Annotated in this window: 13 protein-coding genes; 6 read left to right on the top strand and 7 right to left on the bottom strand. The window is 75.1% G+C overall.

The window, feature by feature from the left end; genetic code table 11:
• Positions 1-200 (top strand): hypothetical protein (locus ACI790_RS07665; protein ID WP_456569196.1); only part of this gene is annotated, 200 nt, incomplete at its 5' end.
• Positions 201-407: 207 nt separating this feature from the next.
• Here the strand turns inward: ACI790_RS07665 and ACI790_RS07660 are convergent.
• Both ACI790_RS07660 and ACI790_RS07655 read right to left on the bottom strand, forming a co-directional pair.
• On the bottom strand, positions 408-1034 hold the full coding sequence (locus ACI790_RS07660; RefSeq protein WP_456569195.1) for an alpha-ketoglutarate-dependent dioxygenase AlkB: 627 nt from the start codon (positions 1032-1034) through the stop codon (positions 408-410).
• Positions 1035-1133: 99 nt separating this feature from the next.
• Positions 1134-3350, bottom strand: a complete 2217-nt coding sequence (locus ACI790_RS07655; protein WP_456569194.1) for a DEAD/DEAH box helicase — start codon at positions 3348-3350, stop codon at positions 1134-1136.
• 35 nt (positions 3351-3385) lie between these two features.
• On the opposite strand from ACI790_RS07655, the gene ACI790_RS07650 reads away from it, so the two are divergent.
• Positions 3386-4264 (top strand): PHP domain-containing protein, encoded by an 879-nt coding sequence (locus tag ACI790_RS07650; protein WP_456569193.1) that lies wholly within the window; start codon positions 3386-3388, stop codon positions 4262-4264.
• 9 nt (positions 4265-4273) lie between these two features.
• Here ACI790_RS07650 and ACI790_RS07645 read toward each other — a convergent pair whose 3' ends face one another.
• Positions 4274-5443, bottom strand: coding sequence for a benzoate/H(+) symporter BenE family transporter (locus tag ACI790_RS07645; protein WP_456569192.1), 1170 nt, complete (start codon positions 5441-5443; stop codon positions 4274-4276).
• A gap of 111 nt (positions 5444-5554) precedes the next feature.
• Between ACI790_RS07645 and ACI790_RS07640 the strand changes: the two genes are divergently transcribed.
• From ACI790_RS07640 to ACI790_RS07630, 3 genes are all read left to right on the top strand, one after another.
• Complete coding sequence (locus ACI790_RS07640; protein ID WP_456569191.1) at positions 5555-6520, top strand: carbamate kinase; 966 nt, start codon at positions 5555-5557, stop codon at positions 6518-6520.
• A gap of 11 nt (positions 6521-6531) precedes the next feature.
• Positions 6532-7635, top strand: a complete 1104-nt coding sequence (bar, locus tag ACI790_RS07635; protein ID WP_456569190.1) for a barbiturase — start codon at positions 6532-6534, stop codon at positions 7633-7635.
• 252 nt (positions 7636-7887) lie between these two features.
• Entirely contained in the window at positions 7888-8976 is a 1089-nt protein-coding gene (locus tag ACI790_RS07630) for a PP2C family protein-serine/threonine phosphatase (RefSeq protein WP_456569189.1), read from the top strand.
• Between the two features lie 35 nt (positions 8977-9011).
• On the opposite strand, the gene ACI790_RS07625 is transcribed toward ACI790_RS07630, so the two are convergent.
• Together ACI790_RS07625 and ACI790_RS07620 are read right to left on the bottom strand one after the other, a co-directional pair.
• Entirely contained in the window at positions 9012-9539 is a 528-nt protein-coding gene (locus tag ACI790_RS07625) for an RNA 2'-phosphotransferase (RefSeq protein ID WP_456569188.1), read from the bottom strand.
• A 28-nt stretch (positions 9540-9567) separates the two neighbouring features.
• Positions 9568-11250, bottom strand: coding sequence for a SpoIIE family protein phosphatase (locus ACI790_RS07620; RefSeq protein ID WP_456569187.1), 1683 nt, complete (start codon positions 11248-11250; stop codon positions 9568-9570).
• A gap of 475 nt (positions 11251-11725) precedes the next feature.
• Here ACI790_RS07620 and ACI790_RS07615 point away from each other — a divergent pair, with 475 nt between their 5' ends.
• Complete coding sequence (locus ACI790_RS07615) at positions 11726-12466, top strand: PilZ domain-containing protein (RefSeq protein ID WP_456569186.1); 741 nt, start codon at positions 11726-11728, stop codon at positions 12464-12466.
• A gap of 46 nt (positions 12467-12512) precedes the next feature.
• Here ACI790_RS07615 and ACI790_RS07610 read toward each other — a convergent pair whose 3' ends face one another.
• Positions 12513-13934 (bottom strand): DUF1116 domain-containing protein, encoded by a 1422-nt coding sequence (locus ACI790_RS07610; protein WP_456569185.1) that lies wholly within the window; start codon positions 13932-13934, stop codon positions 12513-12515.
• Positions 13935-13995: 61 nt separating this feature from the next.
• Complete coding sequence (locus tag ACI790_RS07605; protein WP_456569184.1) at positions 13996-15501, bottom strand: FdrA family protein; 1506 nt, start codon at positions 15499-15501, stop codon at positions 13996-13998.
• Positions 15502-15515 lie beyond the last annotated feature (14 nt).

The raw sequence follows: 15515 nt of genomic DNA, 5'->3' as shown, positions 1-15515 counted from the left end.
GCGAGCTGACACTCGCGATATCAATCAACCAAAGGAATCCCTGCCACAACCACAAGAGCCATGGCACGGGGTATTACTTGGCACTGACTTTCGGCACGCTGTTGAGTTCTCAAGGAGCGGACGCGCACGAAACCCGGCCAATTTCTCGGCCTTTGCTCGAGGCGGTTTTCTCAATGTACACCGGACTCCGCAGCGGCTGAACCTCGGGGGTTCCTCCGGCGGTTTCCCGGGCCTCGCGGCCCGGTCCGTTCTCGCTCGGTGCAGAAGGAACCATACACGGCTTCCAGAGGGTCTGCAGGGGGGGTCCCGAGGCTCCCCCCTGTGCCCCGGACCGGCCGGCCGGGCGGGACGCGTCCGGGTGGCGCAGCGCCGGGAGCTCGGCTCCTCCCGGCGACCGGCCGGGCGGCTCAGGCCACGCCGCGAGGCCGGAACTGGACGCTCACCCGCGGCCCGACCGGCTTGGTGGTCTTGGGGATGCAGTGCTCCCAGGTGCGCTGGCAGGAGCCGCCCATCACCACGAGGTCGCCGTGCCCGAGCGGGAAGCGCAGCGACTCGCCGCCGCCCACCGGGCGCAGCAGGAGAGGGCGGGGCGAGCCGAAGGCGACGATCGCGACCATCGTGTCGGCGGACCGGCCACGTCCGATGCGGTCGCCGTGCCAGGCCACGCTGTCCCGCCCGTCGCGGTAGAGGCACATCCCGGCGGTGACGAAGGGCTCCCCCAGCTCGGGCGCGTAGTGGCGGTTCAGCTGCGCGCGGGCCTCGGCCAGGAGCGGGTGGGGCAGCTCTTCCCGGCCGGAGTACCAGCGCAGCAGGCGCGGAACCGCGACCTCCCGCTCGTACATCTGGCGGCGGTCCTCCCGCCAGCCGATGTCACCGAGCAGCGCCTCGAGCACCTCGTCGGAGCCGGACACCCAGCCCGGCAGGTGATCGACCCACGCCCCGCGGCCGAGGACGTGCCGACGGATCCCGCCCAGGGGCTCGAGCGTCGCCTGCTCGGCGAGATCCCACATCGAAGGCTGGTGCGCCAGCGTCATGCCGGCACGCTACCCCGACTTTTCGCACATGTGTGCGAAAAGCTGTGGATGGAGCGCCCGGCCGACCGCGCTCGCGCGCGGTGGAGGCGCCGCTCGTGCTCAGGCGGTGAGCGCGAGAGCGAACGGGAGGACGGCGGACGCGCCGGCCCGGCGCAGCTCGCGACCGGCGACCGTCACCGTCCAGCGCGAGTCGGCGAGGTCGTCCACCAGGAGGACGGGACCGTCCACGGAGGCGAGGGCCTCGCGCAGCTCGGGGCCGACGACGATCCGGTCCCACACCGCGGCGAGCCGGAAGGCGCTGTTGCCACCGGGCTGGCCGGTGGGGCCGCCGTGCGCGAGCGACAGCTCCCCCAGGTACGGCAGCCGGCCCATGCGCGCCAGCCCCTGCGCCACCCCGCGCACGAGCTCGGGGCGCCGGCGCGAGGGGATGGCGACCACGGCCCCCGGCCGCTGCTTCCAGTCCCAGGCGGCGAGCACCCGGCCGCACGCCCGCAGCAGCTCCTCGTCCGGCGGTAGGTCGGAGACCGACCGCTTCACCGGCACGTCGAACGCCGCATCCGGGTCCTCCTCGATGCTCGGCGCCTCCAGGTCGACCACCCCGCCGACGCCGTCGTCCCCGAGGAGGGTGCGCAGGCGCTGCCCCCAGCCCAGGTCGGTGAGGCGGGCGACGGCGCGACCGGTCTCCAGCTGCTCCGAGGGCGGGATCTTGCCCTTGACGTCGACGCCCAGCCGGTCCGCGCCGGTGGGCCACATCGCGCGCGGCGCCAGCTCCACCCCGGGCCGGTCGAGCGCGGCGGACGCCGCCTCGGAGGCAGCCGCGGGGACGTCGGTGGCGTACCAGGGGCCGGCGCAGACGTCGCAGCGGCCGCACGGCGCGGCCGTCGGGTCGTCGAGCGCGGACTGGAGGAAGGCCATGCGGCACTCGGCCTCGTCGACCGGCTCGGCGTAGCTGAGCATCGCGCGCTGCTCGGCCTCCCGGGTGCGGGTGACCCGGGCGTAGCGGTCGGCGTCGTAGACCCACGGCTGCCCGGTCGAGCGCCAGCCGCCCTGCACCCGCTCCACCGCGCCGTCGACGGCGAGCACCTTGAGCAGCAGCTCGAGCCGGGAGCGCCGGACGTCGGCGACCGTCTCCAGCCGCGCGACCGACCAGGCCTTCCCGTCGGCCATCGCCGTCAGCACCGCCGCGGCGTGGTCCTCCCGCGGCATGGAGGACGTGGCGAACCACTGCCAGATCGCGATGTCCTCCGGCCCGGGCAGCAGGATGACGTCGGCGTGCTCGACGGCGCGGCCCGCACGGCCGACCTGCTGGTAGTAGCTGACCGGCGACGACGGGGCGCCCAGGTGGACGACGAAGCCCAGGTCGGGCTTGTCGAAGCCCATGCCCAGCGCGGAGGTGGCCACGAGGGCCTTCACCTCGTTCTTCCGCAGCGCCTCCTCCGCGTCCTTGCGGTCGGCGTCGTCCAGCCGGCCGGTGTAGGCGCGCACCTCGTGGCCGGCGTCGCGGAGCAGGTTCGCCGTCTCCTCGGCCGCCGCGACGGTGAGCGTGTAGACGATGCCGCTGCCCGGCAGGTCGCCCAGGTGCGAGGCCAGCCAGGCCAGCCGCGCCCGGTCGGTGGGCAGCCGGAGCACGCCCAGCCGCAGCGAGTCGCGGGACAGCGGGCCCCGCACCGTCGTCACCCCGACGCCGCCGGCGCCGAGCTGCTCGGCGACGTCCGCGACCACCCGCTCGTTCGCCGTCGCGGTCGTGGCGAGCACCGGCGTCCCCTGCGGCAGCGTGCCGAGCAGGTCGCGGATGCGGCGGTAGTCGGGCCGGAAGTCGTGCCCCCAGTCGGAGACGCAGTGCGCCTCGTCGACGACGACCAGCCCGCAGCGGGCGACCAGGCCGGGCAGCTGCTCCTCGCGGAAGCGCGGGTTGGTGAGCCGCTCGGGGGAGACGAGCAGGACGTCGACGTCGTCGGCGGCGAGGCGCGCGGCGATGTCGTCCCACTCCGTCATGTTGGCGCTGGAGATCTCGACCGCGCGGATGCCGGCGCGGGCGGCGGCGGCGACCTGGTCGCGCATCAGGGCCAGCAGCGGGCTCACCAGGAGCGTGGGGCCGGCGCCGCGGCGGCGCAGCAGCGCGGTGGAGACGAAGTAGACCGCCGACTTCCCCCACCCGGTGCGCTGCACGACCAGCGCCCGCTCGGAGCGCTCGACCAGCGCAGCGACGGCGGCGTCCTGCCCCTCCCGGAAGACCGCGTCGGGCCGGCCGGTGAGCTCCCGCAGGATCTCCAGGGCCTCGTCGGCGATCGAGGACGGCGGTGCGGCGGTGCTCATGCCGACGACAGTAGGCATCCGGAGGGACAGAACGGGTGCCCGCGCGGGACCTGGGGACGACGGTGGAGAATCCACAGGCGATGGCACACCAGGGGCAGCGACCGGCCGACAACCACGTGCACACCCACTGGTCGTGGGACACCCCCGACTCCTCGACCATGCGGCGGGCGTGCGAGCGGGCGCTCGCCGAGGGCCTGCCCGCGATCGCGTTCACCGAGCACCTGGACTTCACCGTCTGGGAGGCAGACGACCGCGCGACCACCGAGGGGCTGCTCGACCGGCACCCCGCGCACCAGCTGCCCATCGACGTCGAGGGCTACTTCGCCGAGCTCGAGGAGGTGCGCGACCGGTTCCCCGAGCTGCGCATCCTGTCGGGCATCGAGACCGGCGAGCCGCACCTCTTCGCCGTGAGCATCGCCCGCCACCTGGAGAGCTCCCCGGTCGACCGCATCCTCGGCTCGCTGCACTCGCTGTCCGACCAGGGCCGCCTCGTCGGCGTCGGCCGGCTGCTGCACGTCGACGCCGACGCGACGATGCGCCGCTACCTCGGCGAGATGGTCGGGATGGTCGAGAGCAGCGCCGTCTTCCAGGTGCTGGCCCACGTCGACTTCCCGCGGCGGTACTGGCCCGGTGGGTCGCACCGGTACGTGGAGAAGGACTACGAGGAGGAGTACCGGGCGGTGTTCCGCGCGCTGGCCGGCAGCGGCCGCGCGCTGGAGATCAACACCAGCAGCCCGCTCGCCTCGGCCGACCAGGTGCGCTGGTTCCGCGAGGAGGGCGGCGAGGCGGTCAGCTTCGGCAGCGACGCGCACGCCCCGACCGCGGTCGGGCAGAAGTTCGACCTCGCGGTGGCCGTCGCCGAGGCGGCCGGGTTCCGGCCGGGGCGCGACCGGTTCGACTTCTGGCGCCGCTGACGCACCGGCTCAGACCGGGGAGACGGCGGGCTGCGGCCGGAACCAGGCCCAGGCGGCCAGCCCGACGACCAGCGACCAGAACGCCGATCCGACACCGCCCACGGTGACGCCGCTGATCGCCACGAGGAAGGTGGCGACGACGGGGATCCGGTCCTCCGGCCGCGCCAGCGCCCCGCTCAGGGACGCGGCCAGCACCGGCCAGAGCGCCAGGCCGGCGGCCGCGGCGACGAAGCCGGCGGGTGCCGTGGCCACGAGGGCGGCGACCGCCGCCGAGACGAGCGCGAAGCCGACGTAGGCGAGCCCGGCGGTGCGGGCGGCGAGGTAGCGGCGTCCCGGGTCGGCGTCCGCCTCGGGGCCGGCCGCCAGGGCGGCGCTGATGGCGGCCAGGTTGATGGCGTGCCCGCCGAACGGTGCGCCGAGCACCGTGCCGACGCCGGTCACGGCCATCGCCGGCCGCCAGGGCGCGCGATAGCCGTAGGCGGCGAGCACGGCCATGCCGGGCACGTTCTGCGAGGCCATGGTGACCAGGAACAGCGGCAGCGCCAGCCCGATCGCCGCGGGGGACGTGACGTCCGGCGTCGTCCACTCGAGGGCGGGGACCAGCGCGGCGACCGGGACGCCGCCCTCCTGGGAGGCCAGCCACCCGATGATGCCGAGGGTGGCCGCGAAGGCGGCCGGCACGGCCCAGCGCGGGGAGAACCGCAGCAGGGCCGCCCAGACCCCGATCACCGGGACCACCAGCCAGGGCATCTCCAGGGCGGACCTGACCGGCTGGAGGCACAGCGGGACGAGGACGCCGGCCAGCATCGCCTGCGCCAGCACCGGCGGGATGGCCCCGATCGCACGGCCCAACCGGGGCCACCCCGCGGTGAGCAGGACCAGCGCGCCGACCAGGACGAAGGCGCCGACGGCGGCCGGCCACGTCGGCGCGGAGGCGGTCGCGAGCAGGGCGGCGCCGGGCGTGGACCAGGCCACGGTGATCGGCATCCGCGTCCGCTGGGCCAGCAGCACGGTGGCGAGCCCCATCGCGAGCGAGAGGACCACCAGCCCCGACGCCGCCTGGGCCGGCGAGGCCCCGACCGCACGCAGCCCGGTGAGCACGACCGCGAAGGAGCTGAGGAACCCCACGAGCGCGGTCACCAGCCCCGCGACGGTCGTCGACGACGGGGCAGCGGGCACGGCGCGGGACGCTAGCGGAGCCGCCGCCGCACGAGCCCGGCGGCGGATCCGCGGGGAGCCGATCCGCCCAGGTACTTCACCGCTAAGGAAAATCCGTCTAGGGTCGTCGGGGTGACGTCCCATCGCGTGGTCATCGCCCTCGGGGGCAACGCCATGACCGGAGCCGACGGGTCGGCGACGCCGGAGGCCCAGCGCCGAGCGCTGGCCGAGGCGGCCACGCACATCGCCGAGGTCGTCGCCGCAGGCGTCGAGGTGGTGCTCACCCACGGCAACGGCCCGCAGGTCGGCAACCTGCTGGTGAAGAACGAGCTGGCCGCGCACGAGGTGCCGCCGGTGCCGCTGGACTGGAACGTCGCGCAGACGCAGGCCACCATCGGCTTCACCCTCGCCGACGAGCTCGACGCCGCCCTGCGCGCCCGCGGCCTCCCCCAGCGCACCGCCGGCCTGATCACGCGGACGCTGGTCGACGCCGACGACCCGAACTTCGCCGTGCCGTCCAAGCCGGTGGGCCGCTACCTCCCCCGCGAGAAGGCGGACCGGTTCGTCACGCTCGGCCAGACGTGGGAGGACCGTGGTGAGCGCGGCTGGCGCCGGGTCGTCGCCTCGCCCGAGCCGAAGGCCGTGGTCGACTCCGCGGCGATCCACGCGCTGGCCGGCGCCGGCTTCGTCGTCGTCTGCGCCGGCGGGGGCGGCATCCCCGTGGTGGAGGACGGCCGCGACCACGACGGGAGCCGGCACGCGCTGCGCGGCGTCGAGGCCGTCATCGACAAGGACCTCACCGCCGCGATCCTGGCCCGCGACGTCCGGGCCGACACCCTGGTCATCGCCACGGATGTCCCGAACGTGATGGTCGACTTCGGGACGCCGTCGCAGCGCCCGCTCGGCCGGATCACCGCGGCGGAGATGCGCGAGTTCGCCGCGGCCAGGCAGTTCGCGCGGGGCTCGATGGGCCCCAAGGTGGAGGCGGCGCTGCGCTTCCTCGACCATGGCGGCCGGCGCGCCGTCGTCACCTCTCTCGAGCACATCGCCGACGCCGTCAGCGGCGACGGCGTCGGCACCGTCGTCACCAACTCCTGAAGGGAACCCGCATGCCCGCACCGATCGAGGTCCGCAAGGTCCCGCTGCACAACGTCAGTGACGCCTCCGAGCTGGCCAAGCTCATCGACGAGGGCGTCATGGAGGCCGACCGGGTCATCGCCGTCATCGGGAAGACCGAGGGCAACGGCGGGATCAACGACTACACCCGGATCATCGCCGACCGGGCCTTCCGCGAGGTGCTGCTCGAGAAGGGCAGCCGGTCGAAGGAGGAGGTCGGTGACATCCCGATCGTGTGGTCCGGTGGCACCGACGGCGTCATCAGCCCGCACGCGACCGTCTTCGCCACCCTGCCGGAGGACTCGGTCGAGAAGACCGACGAGCCGCGGCTGACCGTGGGCTACGCCATGAGCGACGTCCTGCTACCGGAGGACATCGGCCGCGTCGCGATGGTGGCGAAGGTCGCCGAGGGCGTGAAGAAGGCGATGGAGGCCGCCGGCATCACCGACCCGGCCGACGTCCACTACGTCCAGACGAAGACGCCGCTGCTGACGATCGACACGATCCGCGACGCCCACCAGCGCGGGGAGACGACGATCCTGGAGGAGCCGCACGGCTCGATGGACATCTCCAACGGCACGACGGCGCTGGGCATCGCGGTGGCGCTCGGCGAGATCGAGATGCCGACGCAGGAGCAGATCATGCGCGACCTCTCCCTCTACAGCGCGGTCGCCTCCTGCTCGTCGGGCGTGGAGCTGGACCGGGCGCAGATCGTCGTCGTCGGCAACGCCCGCGGGCACGGCGGCAACTACCGCGTGGGCCACTCGGTGATGAAGGACGCCCTGGACCAGGACGGCATCTGGAACGCCATCCGCGACGCCGGCCTCGAGCTGCCCGAGCGCCCGCACCACACCGACCTCGGCGACCGGCTGGTCAACGTGTTCCTCAAGTGCGAGGCCTCGCCCGACGGCAAGGTCCGCGGCCGGCGCAACGCGATGCTCGACGACTCCGACGTCTCCTGGCACCGCCAGATCAAGGCCACCGTCGGCGGCGTGACGGCGTCGGTGACCGGCGACCCGGCGGTCTTCGTCTCGGTCGCCGCGGTGCACCAGGGCCCGTCCGGCGGCGGCCCGGTGGCCGCCATCGTTAAGGCCTGATCAGCCCGTCGGCCCGCTTCGGGGAAGCAGGCTCCGGACGACGACGTCCCGGAGCCCTGCTTCCCCGAAGTCGTTCCCGGGAGCTCGGGCCGCCCCGACCCGGCGCCTCCACATCGGCCTCCCCTCGGGCCCGATGCCGGGTCCGGGCCGCTGACGCGCCCGGCGTCGGGCGCGCGGGATCCCGATGCCGCGGGCGCCGTCCTCTAGGTTGGGGGCCGGTGCGGCACCGCTGGGCCGGACGAGGGGGATGTGGTGAACCGGTCGAGGCGAGTCACCGTCGCGCTGCCCGCCGTCGTGCTCCTGCTCGTCGTGCTCGCGGACGTCGTCAGCGGCCGCGACCAGGTCGTCCTGGGGCTCAGCGTCATCGCGCCCCTGGCCTCGGCGACCTTCCTCGACCGCCGGTCCACCGTCGGCTACGCGGCGCTCGCCTTCGTCGTCGCCACCCTGCTCGGGCTCTACGGGCAGCAGTACACGGCCGAGACGGCGGTCGCGCAGACCGTCCGGCTGGTCGCCGTCACCCTCGGCGGGGTGCTCGCCGTGGTGACCTGCGAGCTGCGGCTGCGCCGGGAGGCGCAGATGGCCCGGCTCGGCGCCGAGGCGGCCGCGACGCGGGCCGTCGTCCGCACCGGCGAGACCCTGCAACGGGCACTGCTGGGCGACGCCCCGTCGGTGCCCGGCCTGGAGACCGCCGCCCGCTACCTGCCGGGCGCCCGGGAGGCCTACGTGGGTGGCGACTGGTATGACGCCTTCCCGCTCGCCGACGGCCAGACCATGCTCGTCATCGGCGACGTCGCCGGGCACGACGCACCCGCCGCGGCCACGATGGCGCAGACCCGCGGCATGCTGCGGGCGCTGGCCCGCTCGGGGCACAGCTCGCCGGCGGGCGCGCTGACCGCGCTGGACGACGTCCTGTCGGGGCTGTCGCTGGAGACGCTGGTGACCGTCGCGGTGGCCACGGTCGACGTGCGCGGCCGGTCCGGGGACGCCGTGCCGCTGCGGTGGTCCAACGCCGGCCACCCGCCCCCCGTGCTGGTCCGCGCCGACGGCAGCGCCGAGGTGCTCGAGCGGGTGCCCGACCGGCTGCTCGGGGCCATCCCGTCGGGCGTTCCGCGCAGCGACCACGAGCTGCTGCTCCGCCGGGGCGACACGCTGCTGCTCTACACCGACGGGCTGGTCGAGCGGCGGGGCATGACCCTCGACGACGGCACCGCCTGGCTGGTGCGGTCGCTGCGGGACCTGGGCCGCGAACCGCTGGACCGGATGTGCGACGGACTGCTGAGCGCGCTCGGCACCCGGGGCGACGACGACATCGCGCTGCTGGCGGTCCGGCTCCCTGCCTGACCGGCGCCCGTGACGACCGGCTGAGCGAGCCGAGCTCAGCCGAGCGGGAGCGGTCCGTCCCGGACGGTCAGGAACCGCGGGGGGACGGCGTCGACGAGCCAGACGCCGTTGGCCGAGCGGCTGAACACGGCCCCGCCGGCGGCCATCGCTCCGGCGTCCACCCGGAGCACGACCGGGCGGCCCCGCCGTCCGCCGACGGCCCGGGCGGTGGCGACGTCGGCGGACAGGTGCACCGCGTGCCGCCGGCCGGGCCGCAGGCCCTCGGCGAGGATGGCCGGCAGGAAGCGCTCCACCGTGCCGTGGAACAGCTCGGCCGGCGGACGCTCGGGCCGGTAGCCCAGGTCGACGACGACGCTGTGCCCCTGGCTCGCCCGGATGCGGCTGCCGGTGTCGTCGAAGGCGAACCGGCGCTTGTCGTTCGCGGCGACGACGTGCTCGAGCTGCTCGCGGGTGATCCGCAGGGCGGCGAGCAGCTGGTCGACATCGGCCCAGCCGGCGGCGTCCAGGGTGAGCCCGACCGAGTCGGGCCGGTGGCGCAGCACGAAGGACAACCGCTTGCTCATCCGCACGACGTCCACCGGTGGCCGGGCCTCAGCTGCGGTGGAACAGGACGAAGGCGACGTCGTCGTCCGGCGCGTCGCCGAGCAACTGCTCGGTGAGCCGCACCTTCAGCTCGGCCGGGCCCAGGTGCCGCCCCTCGACCAGCGCCGCCGCGGCCCGGTCGATCCCTTCGTCCAGCGCCTCGTCCCGCCGCTCGACCAGGCCGTCGGTGTAGAGCAGCAGCGTGGCACCGGCGGGCAGCGCCACCTCGGTCTCGGGGCGCGCGCACCCCTCCGCCACGGCGAGCGGGAGTCCGCGCCCGTCCTCCAGCAGCCGGACGGCACCGTCGTCCTCGACGAGCACCGCCGGTGGGTGCCCGGCGCTGCTGTAGCAGAGCCGGCCCCCGCGGGGATCGATGACGGCGCAGAGCACGGTGCTCACCGCCGCACCGGGAACCAGCGCGGCGAAGCGGTCGAGAGCCGACAGCACGTGGGCGGGCGACCGGCTCTCCAGCAGCAGCGCCCGGCCGGCGCTGCGCAGCTGGCCCATCACCGCCGCGGCGGGCAGGCCGCGACCGACGACGTCGCCCACCACCACGCCGTAGCCGCCGTCGGGGAGGTCCACCACGTCGTACCAGTCGCCGCCGACCTCCAGCGTGCCGGTGGCGGGTTCGTAGTGGACGGCGAAGCCGTCGGGGAGCGCGGTCGGCCCGAGGACGGCGCGCTGCAGCGTGACGGCGACGCCGGTGAAGAACTGGGCCCGCGCGCGATCGGACCGCGCCCGCTCCTCCGCCCGGCGGCGCTCGGCGGCGACCGCCTGCGCGTCGGCGACCGCCGCGGCGACCTGCCCCGCGGCCAGCGCCAGGAAGACGCGGTAGTCGTGGTCGAGCGGGAGGTGCGGGCTCACGCCCAGGACCAGGGCGCCGATCGGCTGCTCGGCGCCGGCGGCGGCCAGCGGCAGGGCGACGGCGGTGTCGACCTCGGCCTGCCCGGCGGGGCTCGCCCCGGCGGTGGACAGCCCCGGCAGGACGGCGGCGAGCCCGGTGACCGTCTGCGGCTCGCCGGTCGCCATCACCCGGGCGACGTTCGCGGGGATGGCGCTGGTGGCCAGGTCCCCGTGCACGCCCAGGCCCTGCCCGGCGACGAACCGCGGGATCCCGGCGTCGTCGGCGAGGTAGACGAGCCCGAACGGGCAGTCGGTCCGGGCGTCGGCGAGCACCCCGAGCGCGGTGGACACCGCTTCCGCCGTGTCCCCGTGCGAGGCCCGCGGCAGGCTGCCCAGCCGCTGCAGGACGCCGAGCCGCCGGGCCGCGAGCACGCGGTGGGTGGTCTCGACGACCGTGTCCAGCAGCCCCACCACCTGCCCGCCCGGCTCGACCACGGGGCTGAACGAGAAGGAGAAGTAGGTCTCCTCCTCGAAACCGTGCCGCGTCATGACCAGGAGCAGGTCCTCGGAGTACGTGGGCCGCCCGGCCATCACCTCGGCGACCATGGGGTCGAGGGCGGCCCAGATGTCGGACCAGACCTCCCGCGCCGAGCGGCCCAGGGCGGCGGGGTGCCGCGCACCGAGCATGGGGGCGTAGTCGTCGTTGTAGATCATGACGAGCTCCGGGCCCCACATGAGCAGGAACGGGAAGCGCGAGTTCAGCGTGCTGCTGACCGCCGTCCGGAGCGTCGGCGACCAGTCCGCCTGGGGGCCGAGCGCCGTGGTTCCCCAGTCGTGCTCCAGGACCATCCGCTGGAGCTCCGTCCGGGGCCCGCCAGGGATCAGTTCCGCCAGGTGCCTGTTCAGCGCTGCTCTCCCCACGGCCCGGCACGCGCCACGCCGCCGTGGGGGCAGCCGTTCGTTCGTGCTGTGCGCATCCTCGCACCTGCGCGTGCCACAGGCGGATTGGGCACTACCGGATTGGTGCCGGGATCAGGCGACGGTGGTCTTCCGCGACGGCGCGATGGTGGCCGGCTACCTCGCCGACTCGCAGGCGGCGCGGGCCACGCTCGTCACCGCCGTCGACGACCTGCTCGCCGCCGCCTGACTCAGCGCGAACCAGCTGTCCGGCGGCAGGTCGGGCGGCTGCGGTCGCTGCGGCAGCAGACCCGGGTCACACCCGACACGCCGGCTCGGACCAGCGTTTCTACCTCCCGGCCGGACGCCGCACCGCTAGCCTGCCCCCGACCAAGACGAACGGGTTCTGGAACAGGTGGGAACACGAGTGGCGGAGACCGCGGGGATCGACTTCCCGGAGCCGGCGACGGTGGTGGACCTGCTGGTCACCAGCCGGGGCGACGTCCTGCTGAGCTGGGTCGAGGCCGCTGAGGGCGCCGACTTCGTGGTGACGGTCGGGGAGGACCGGTCGAGGCGGCGGGTCCGGCTCGAGGCCGGCGAGCACGTCGAGGTCGTCTGGCGCGGTCCCGAGGAGATGCGGTCCCGGCCGACGGAGCTGATCGCGACGCAGCTCGATCCCCCGCAGTGGCGGCTGCGTCCCACCGGGCCCGCCACCCGCGGTCAGCGCAGGTCGTCGGTGCGGGCGCCGCTCAGCCTGCAGGTGCGGATGACCGTCGGCGCGGAGCCGCTGCACGGCTCGACGCTCGATGTCAGCGAGGGCGGGATGCGAGCGCTGTTCGGATCGCTCGCCGGGATTCGCAACGGGCCGTCCCCGGCACAGCCGGTGGAGGAGCCGGTCGAGGCGCCCGCCGAGGGTGCGGGCGAGCAGGAGGGGGCCCGGCCGGGGAAGGAGGAGCCGCTGCGCGTCGGCGCCGTCCTCCCCCTGGTCCTCTGCCTGGACCAGACCGAGGTGCCCTGCCGCGGGGAGATCACCCGGCGGGTCCCGCGGCAGGACGACCGCGCGGAGCTCTGCTTCCGCTTCGTCGACATGCCCGAGCGGACCCAGGACCTGATCCGCCGGCACGTCTTCACCGAACTGCGCTCGCTGCGCGCCCGCGGGCTGCTCTGAGCGGTGGGCGAGCCGCCGCCGGCCCCGCCCGCCGCCCTCGACGCCGTCAGGCGGTGCGGGCCTCCTCGGCGAGCGCGGCGAGCGCCTGCTCGAAGCACTCCTGCGGCGGCTGGACCAGGCCGGCGCCGACCTGGCCGGTGCCGGCGACCCGCCCGGCCATGCCGGTGTTGATCTGCGGCAGCCAGCCGGTGCGGGCCACCTTCAGCACGTCGATGCCGGTCGGCGAGCCGCGGAAGCCCATGATCGGGATCGCCATCGCCGGGTTCTCGGTGAGCGTCAGCTGGTACATGCGCTCCGTCGTCGCCAGGGCGTCGGGGACGGTGCCGCCGACGAACCGGACGATCGCCGGGGCCGCGGCCATGGCGAAGCCGCCGATGCCGTAGGTCTCCATGATCGCGGAGTCGCCGATGTCGGGGTTGGCGTCGTCCGGGCCGTAGTCGCCGAGGAACAGGCCGACCGGGGTGTTGGCCGGGCCGGTGAACCAGCGGTCGCCGGTGCCGGCGGTCTGGATGCCGAACTCCGTGCCGTTGCGCGACATCACGGTGAGCATCGTAGAGCCGGGGACGTCGCGGGCGGCGTCGAGCGCGAGCTTCGCCGTCGGCATGCCGAGGTTGAGGAAGAAGTGCTCGTTGCCGCCGATGAAGCGCAGCACCTCGGCGATGTCCGACGACGGCACGCCCTCGACGGCGACGATCGACGGCGAGAGCTCGCGCAGCGCCATCAGGGAGCCGGCGCGGTTGCGGTTGTGCCCCTCGTCGCCCATCTGCAGCATCTGGGCGAGGATCGCCTTCGCGTCGAGCGGGTCCTTGCCGGCGTCGATCGAGCCGCGCACCGCCTTCGACAGCACCGGGCCCAGCACGTCGCGCATCCAGCGCAGCCGGGCCTGCACCTCCTCGTTGAAGGCACCCATCCGCAGCACCTTGCCCAGGCCCTCGTTGAGGTTGCAGAAGGCCTGCCCGCCGGTGACCGGGTCCTCCAGGCACCACATCCACATGGACGGCGAGGTCACCCCCGCCATCGGGCCGACCGTGCGGTGGTGGTGGCAGGGGTCGAGGGTGACGGCGCCGGTGGAGAGCAGGATCTCCGCCTCCTCGACGTCGGCCGCCCAGCCCTCGAACAGGCAGGCGCCGATCAGCGCGCCGCGCATCGGACCGGAGGCGGCCTCCCAGGTCAGCGGCGGGCCGGAGTGCAGCAGCATCCGGTCCGGCAGGCCGATGACCTCGCGGGCCGGCCGGACGTCGACCAGCACCGAGCCGGCGGCGAGCAGCCGCTCGACGGCGGTGCGGTTGGCCGACGCGCGGCGGGCGTCCAGCGCGAGCGCGGCGAGGTCGGCCGGGTCGCCGAAGCCCGGCGGCCGCCAGTCGACGTCGGCCACCTCGGCGCCCTGCGCGCGCAGCGCATCGGAGAAGACGTCGACCCCGGCGGCCACGATGGACGGCGGGCCGGTGAGCAGGTTCCCGAGGGTCATGCGCTGGCTCCCAGCAGGTCGAGGGCGTACCGCGTGGCGGCGGCGTTGGAGGCTGGAGACGTCACGAGGCCGCTCCGAGGAGGCTGAGGGCGTACCGCGTGGCGGCGGCGTTGGAGGAGAAGACGGCGGCGCCGGCGGCAGCGAGGGCATCGGCCTGGCTCGACCAGCCCTGCGGGTCGCCCTCGGTGCCGATCAGCGCCACGACGACGGGCAGCGCGCGCTGCTCGCGGGCGGTCTGCAGCGCCGGGACCAGGGCCCCGGCCGGATCGGGGTCGGCCCCGTACCCGAGGACGACGTCGAGCAGCAGGACGGCGGGCTCGTCGGAGGCCGCCAGGCCGGCGATGGCCTCCAGCCGCAGCGTCGGGTCGATCATCGGGTGCGCGCGGCCCACGGTGAGGGCGTCGTCGCCGAAGTCGATGACCAGGTGACCGGAGGCGGACAGGTCCGTACCGATGTCGAGCCCGGGCTCCAGCGGCGTGTTCGAGCGGATGCCGCCGAGCGCCGGGGCGGCCAGCAGCATCGCCTCGTCGGCGAGCGTGCCGCCGGAGTAGAGGCCCTTGAGCACCGCGCCGGGGACGGCCGCCTCGGCGGGCCCGGGGCGCGACGGCCACACCGGGACGTCGAGCCCCATGTCGGTGAGCAGCGCCTCGACGGCGGCGGTGAGGTCGGGCGTCTCCACGGACAGCGCGGCGGTGCGGACCGGGACGGACAGCCCCTCGGCGAACGACGTGACCGCGGCGGCCACCGACGGCGCCGGGGGCTTGGAGACCACCAGCACCCGCTCGGTGGCGGGGTCGGCGTCCAGCGCGGCGAGCGCGTCCAGGGTGGCCAGACCGCCCACGGCCTCCGAGAGGTCGCGGCCGCCCACACCGAGCACGTGCGAGACGCCGACCCCGGCCATGTCCAGCAGGCAGGACACCTGCTGGGCACCGGTGCCCGAGGCGGCGACCAGCCCGACCGGGCCGGGGCGGACGACGTTGGCGAAGCCGAGGGCGACGCCGGAGACGATCGCCGTGCCGCAGTCGGGGCCCATGACGAGCACACCGGCGTCGTGCGCGGCGCGCTTGAGCGCGACCTCGTGCTCGACCGGGACGCCGTCGGAGAACACCAGCACGCTGCGCCCGGCGGCGACGGCGTCGGCCGCCTCGGCGACGGCGTACTGGCCGGGGACGCTCACGATGGCCAGGGCCGGCGACTCGGGCGCCAGCTCGTCGAGGCCCGCGCCGACCGTGCGGTGGGCGACGGCGGTGGCGGTGCCGGTGGAGCGCTCCCGCTCGGCGAGCGCGGCGTCGACGTCGGCGAGCGCGTCGGCCAGCGCAGCGTCGTCATCGGCGCGGACGGCGATCAGCAGCTGCTCGGGCGAGGTCGCGCCGTCCGGGGCCAGGCCCATGCTGGCGGCGAGCTCCAGGTTGAGCGGCGTCGCCATGGCGACGAGGACGGCGGAGACGCCGTCGCGGGCCCCGATGCGGCGGCTCACCTGCATCAGCCGGACCGAGTCTGCGTACACCCCGGATCGCAGCTGGACCGAGACCGCGGCATCTCCACCGGAGGGGGCTGAGGGGCTCATCCTCGGCACGGTAC

Source organism: Blastococcus sp. SYSU DS0539, from assembly GCF_054050855.1.
The sequence above is the reverse complement of the archived record's forward strand: the minus strand, read 5'-3'. Positions and strand labels throughout refer to the sequence as shown.

Excerpts from the sequence above, each read along its gene's own strand:
- ACI790_RS07610 (WP_456569185.1), bottom strand. The coding sequence starts at position 13,934 with ATGACCCTCGGGAACCTGCTCACCGGCCCGCCGTCCATCGTGGCCGCC.
- ACI790_RS07605 (WP_456569184.1), bottom strand. The coding sequence starts at position 15,501 with ATGAGCCCCTCAGCCCCCTCCGGTGGAGATGCCGCGGTCTCGGTCCAG.
- ACI790_RS07620 (WP_456569187.1), bottom strand. The coding sequence starts at position 11,250 with ATGGTCCTGGAGCACGACTGGGGAACCACGGCGCTCGGCCCCCAGGCG.
- ACI790_RS07625 (WP_456569188.1), bottom strand. The coding sequence starts at position 9,539 with ATGAGCAAGCGGTTGTCCTTCGTGCTGCGCCACCGGCCCGACTCGGTC.
- bar (WP_456569190.1), top strand. The coding sequence starts at position 6,532 with ATGCCCGCACCGATCGAGGTCCGCAAGGTCCCGCTGCACAACGTCAGT.
- ACI790_RS07655 (WP_456569194.1), bottom strand. The coding sequence starts at position 3,350 with ATGAGCACCGCCGCACCGCCGTCCTCGATCGCCGACGAGGCCCTGGAG.
- ACI790_RS07660 (WP_456569195.1), bottom strand. The coding sequence starts at position 1,034 with ATGACGCTGGCGCACCAGCCTTCGATGTGGGATCTCGCCGAGCAGGCG.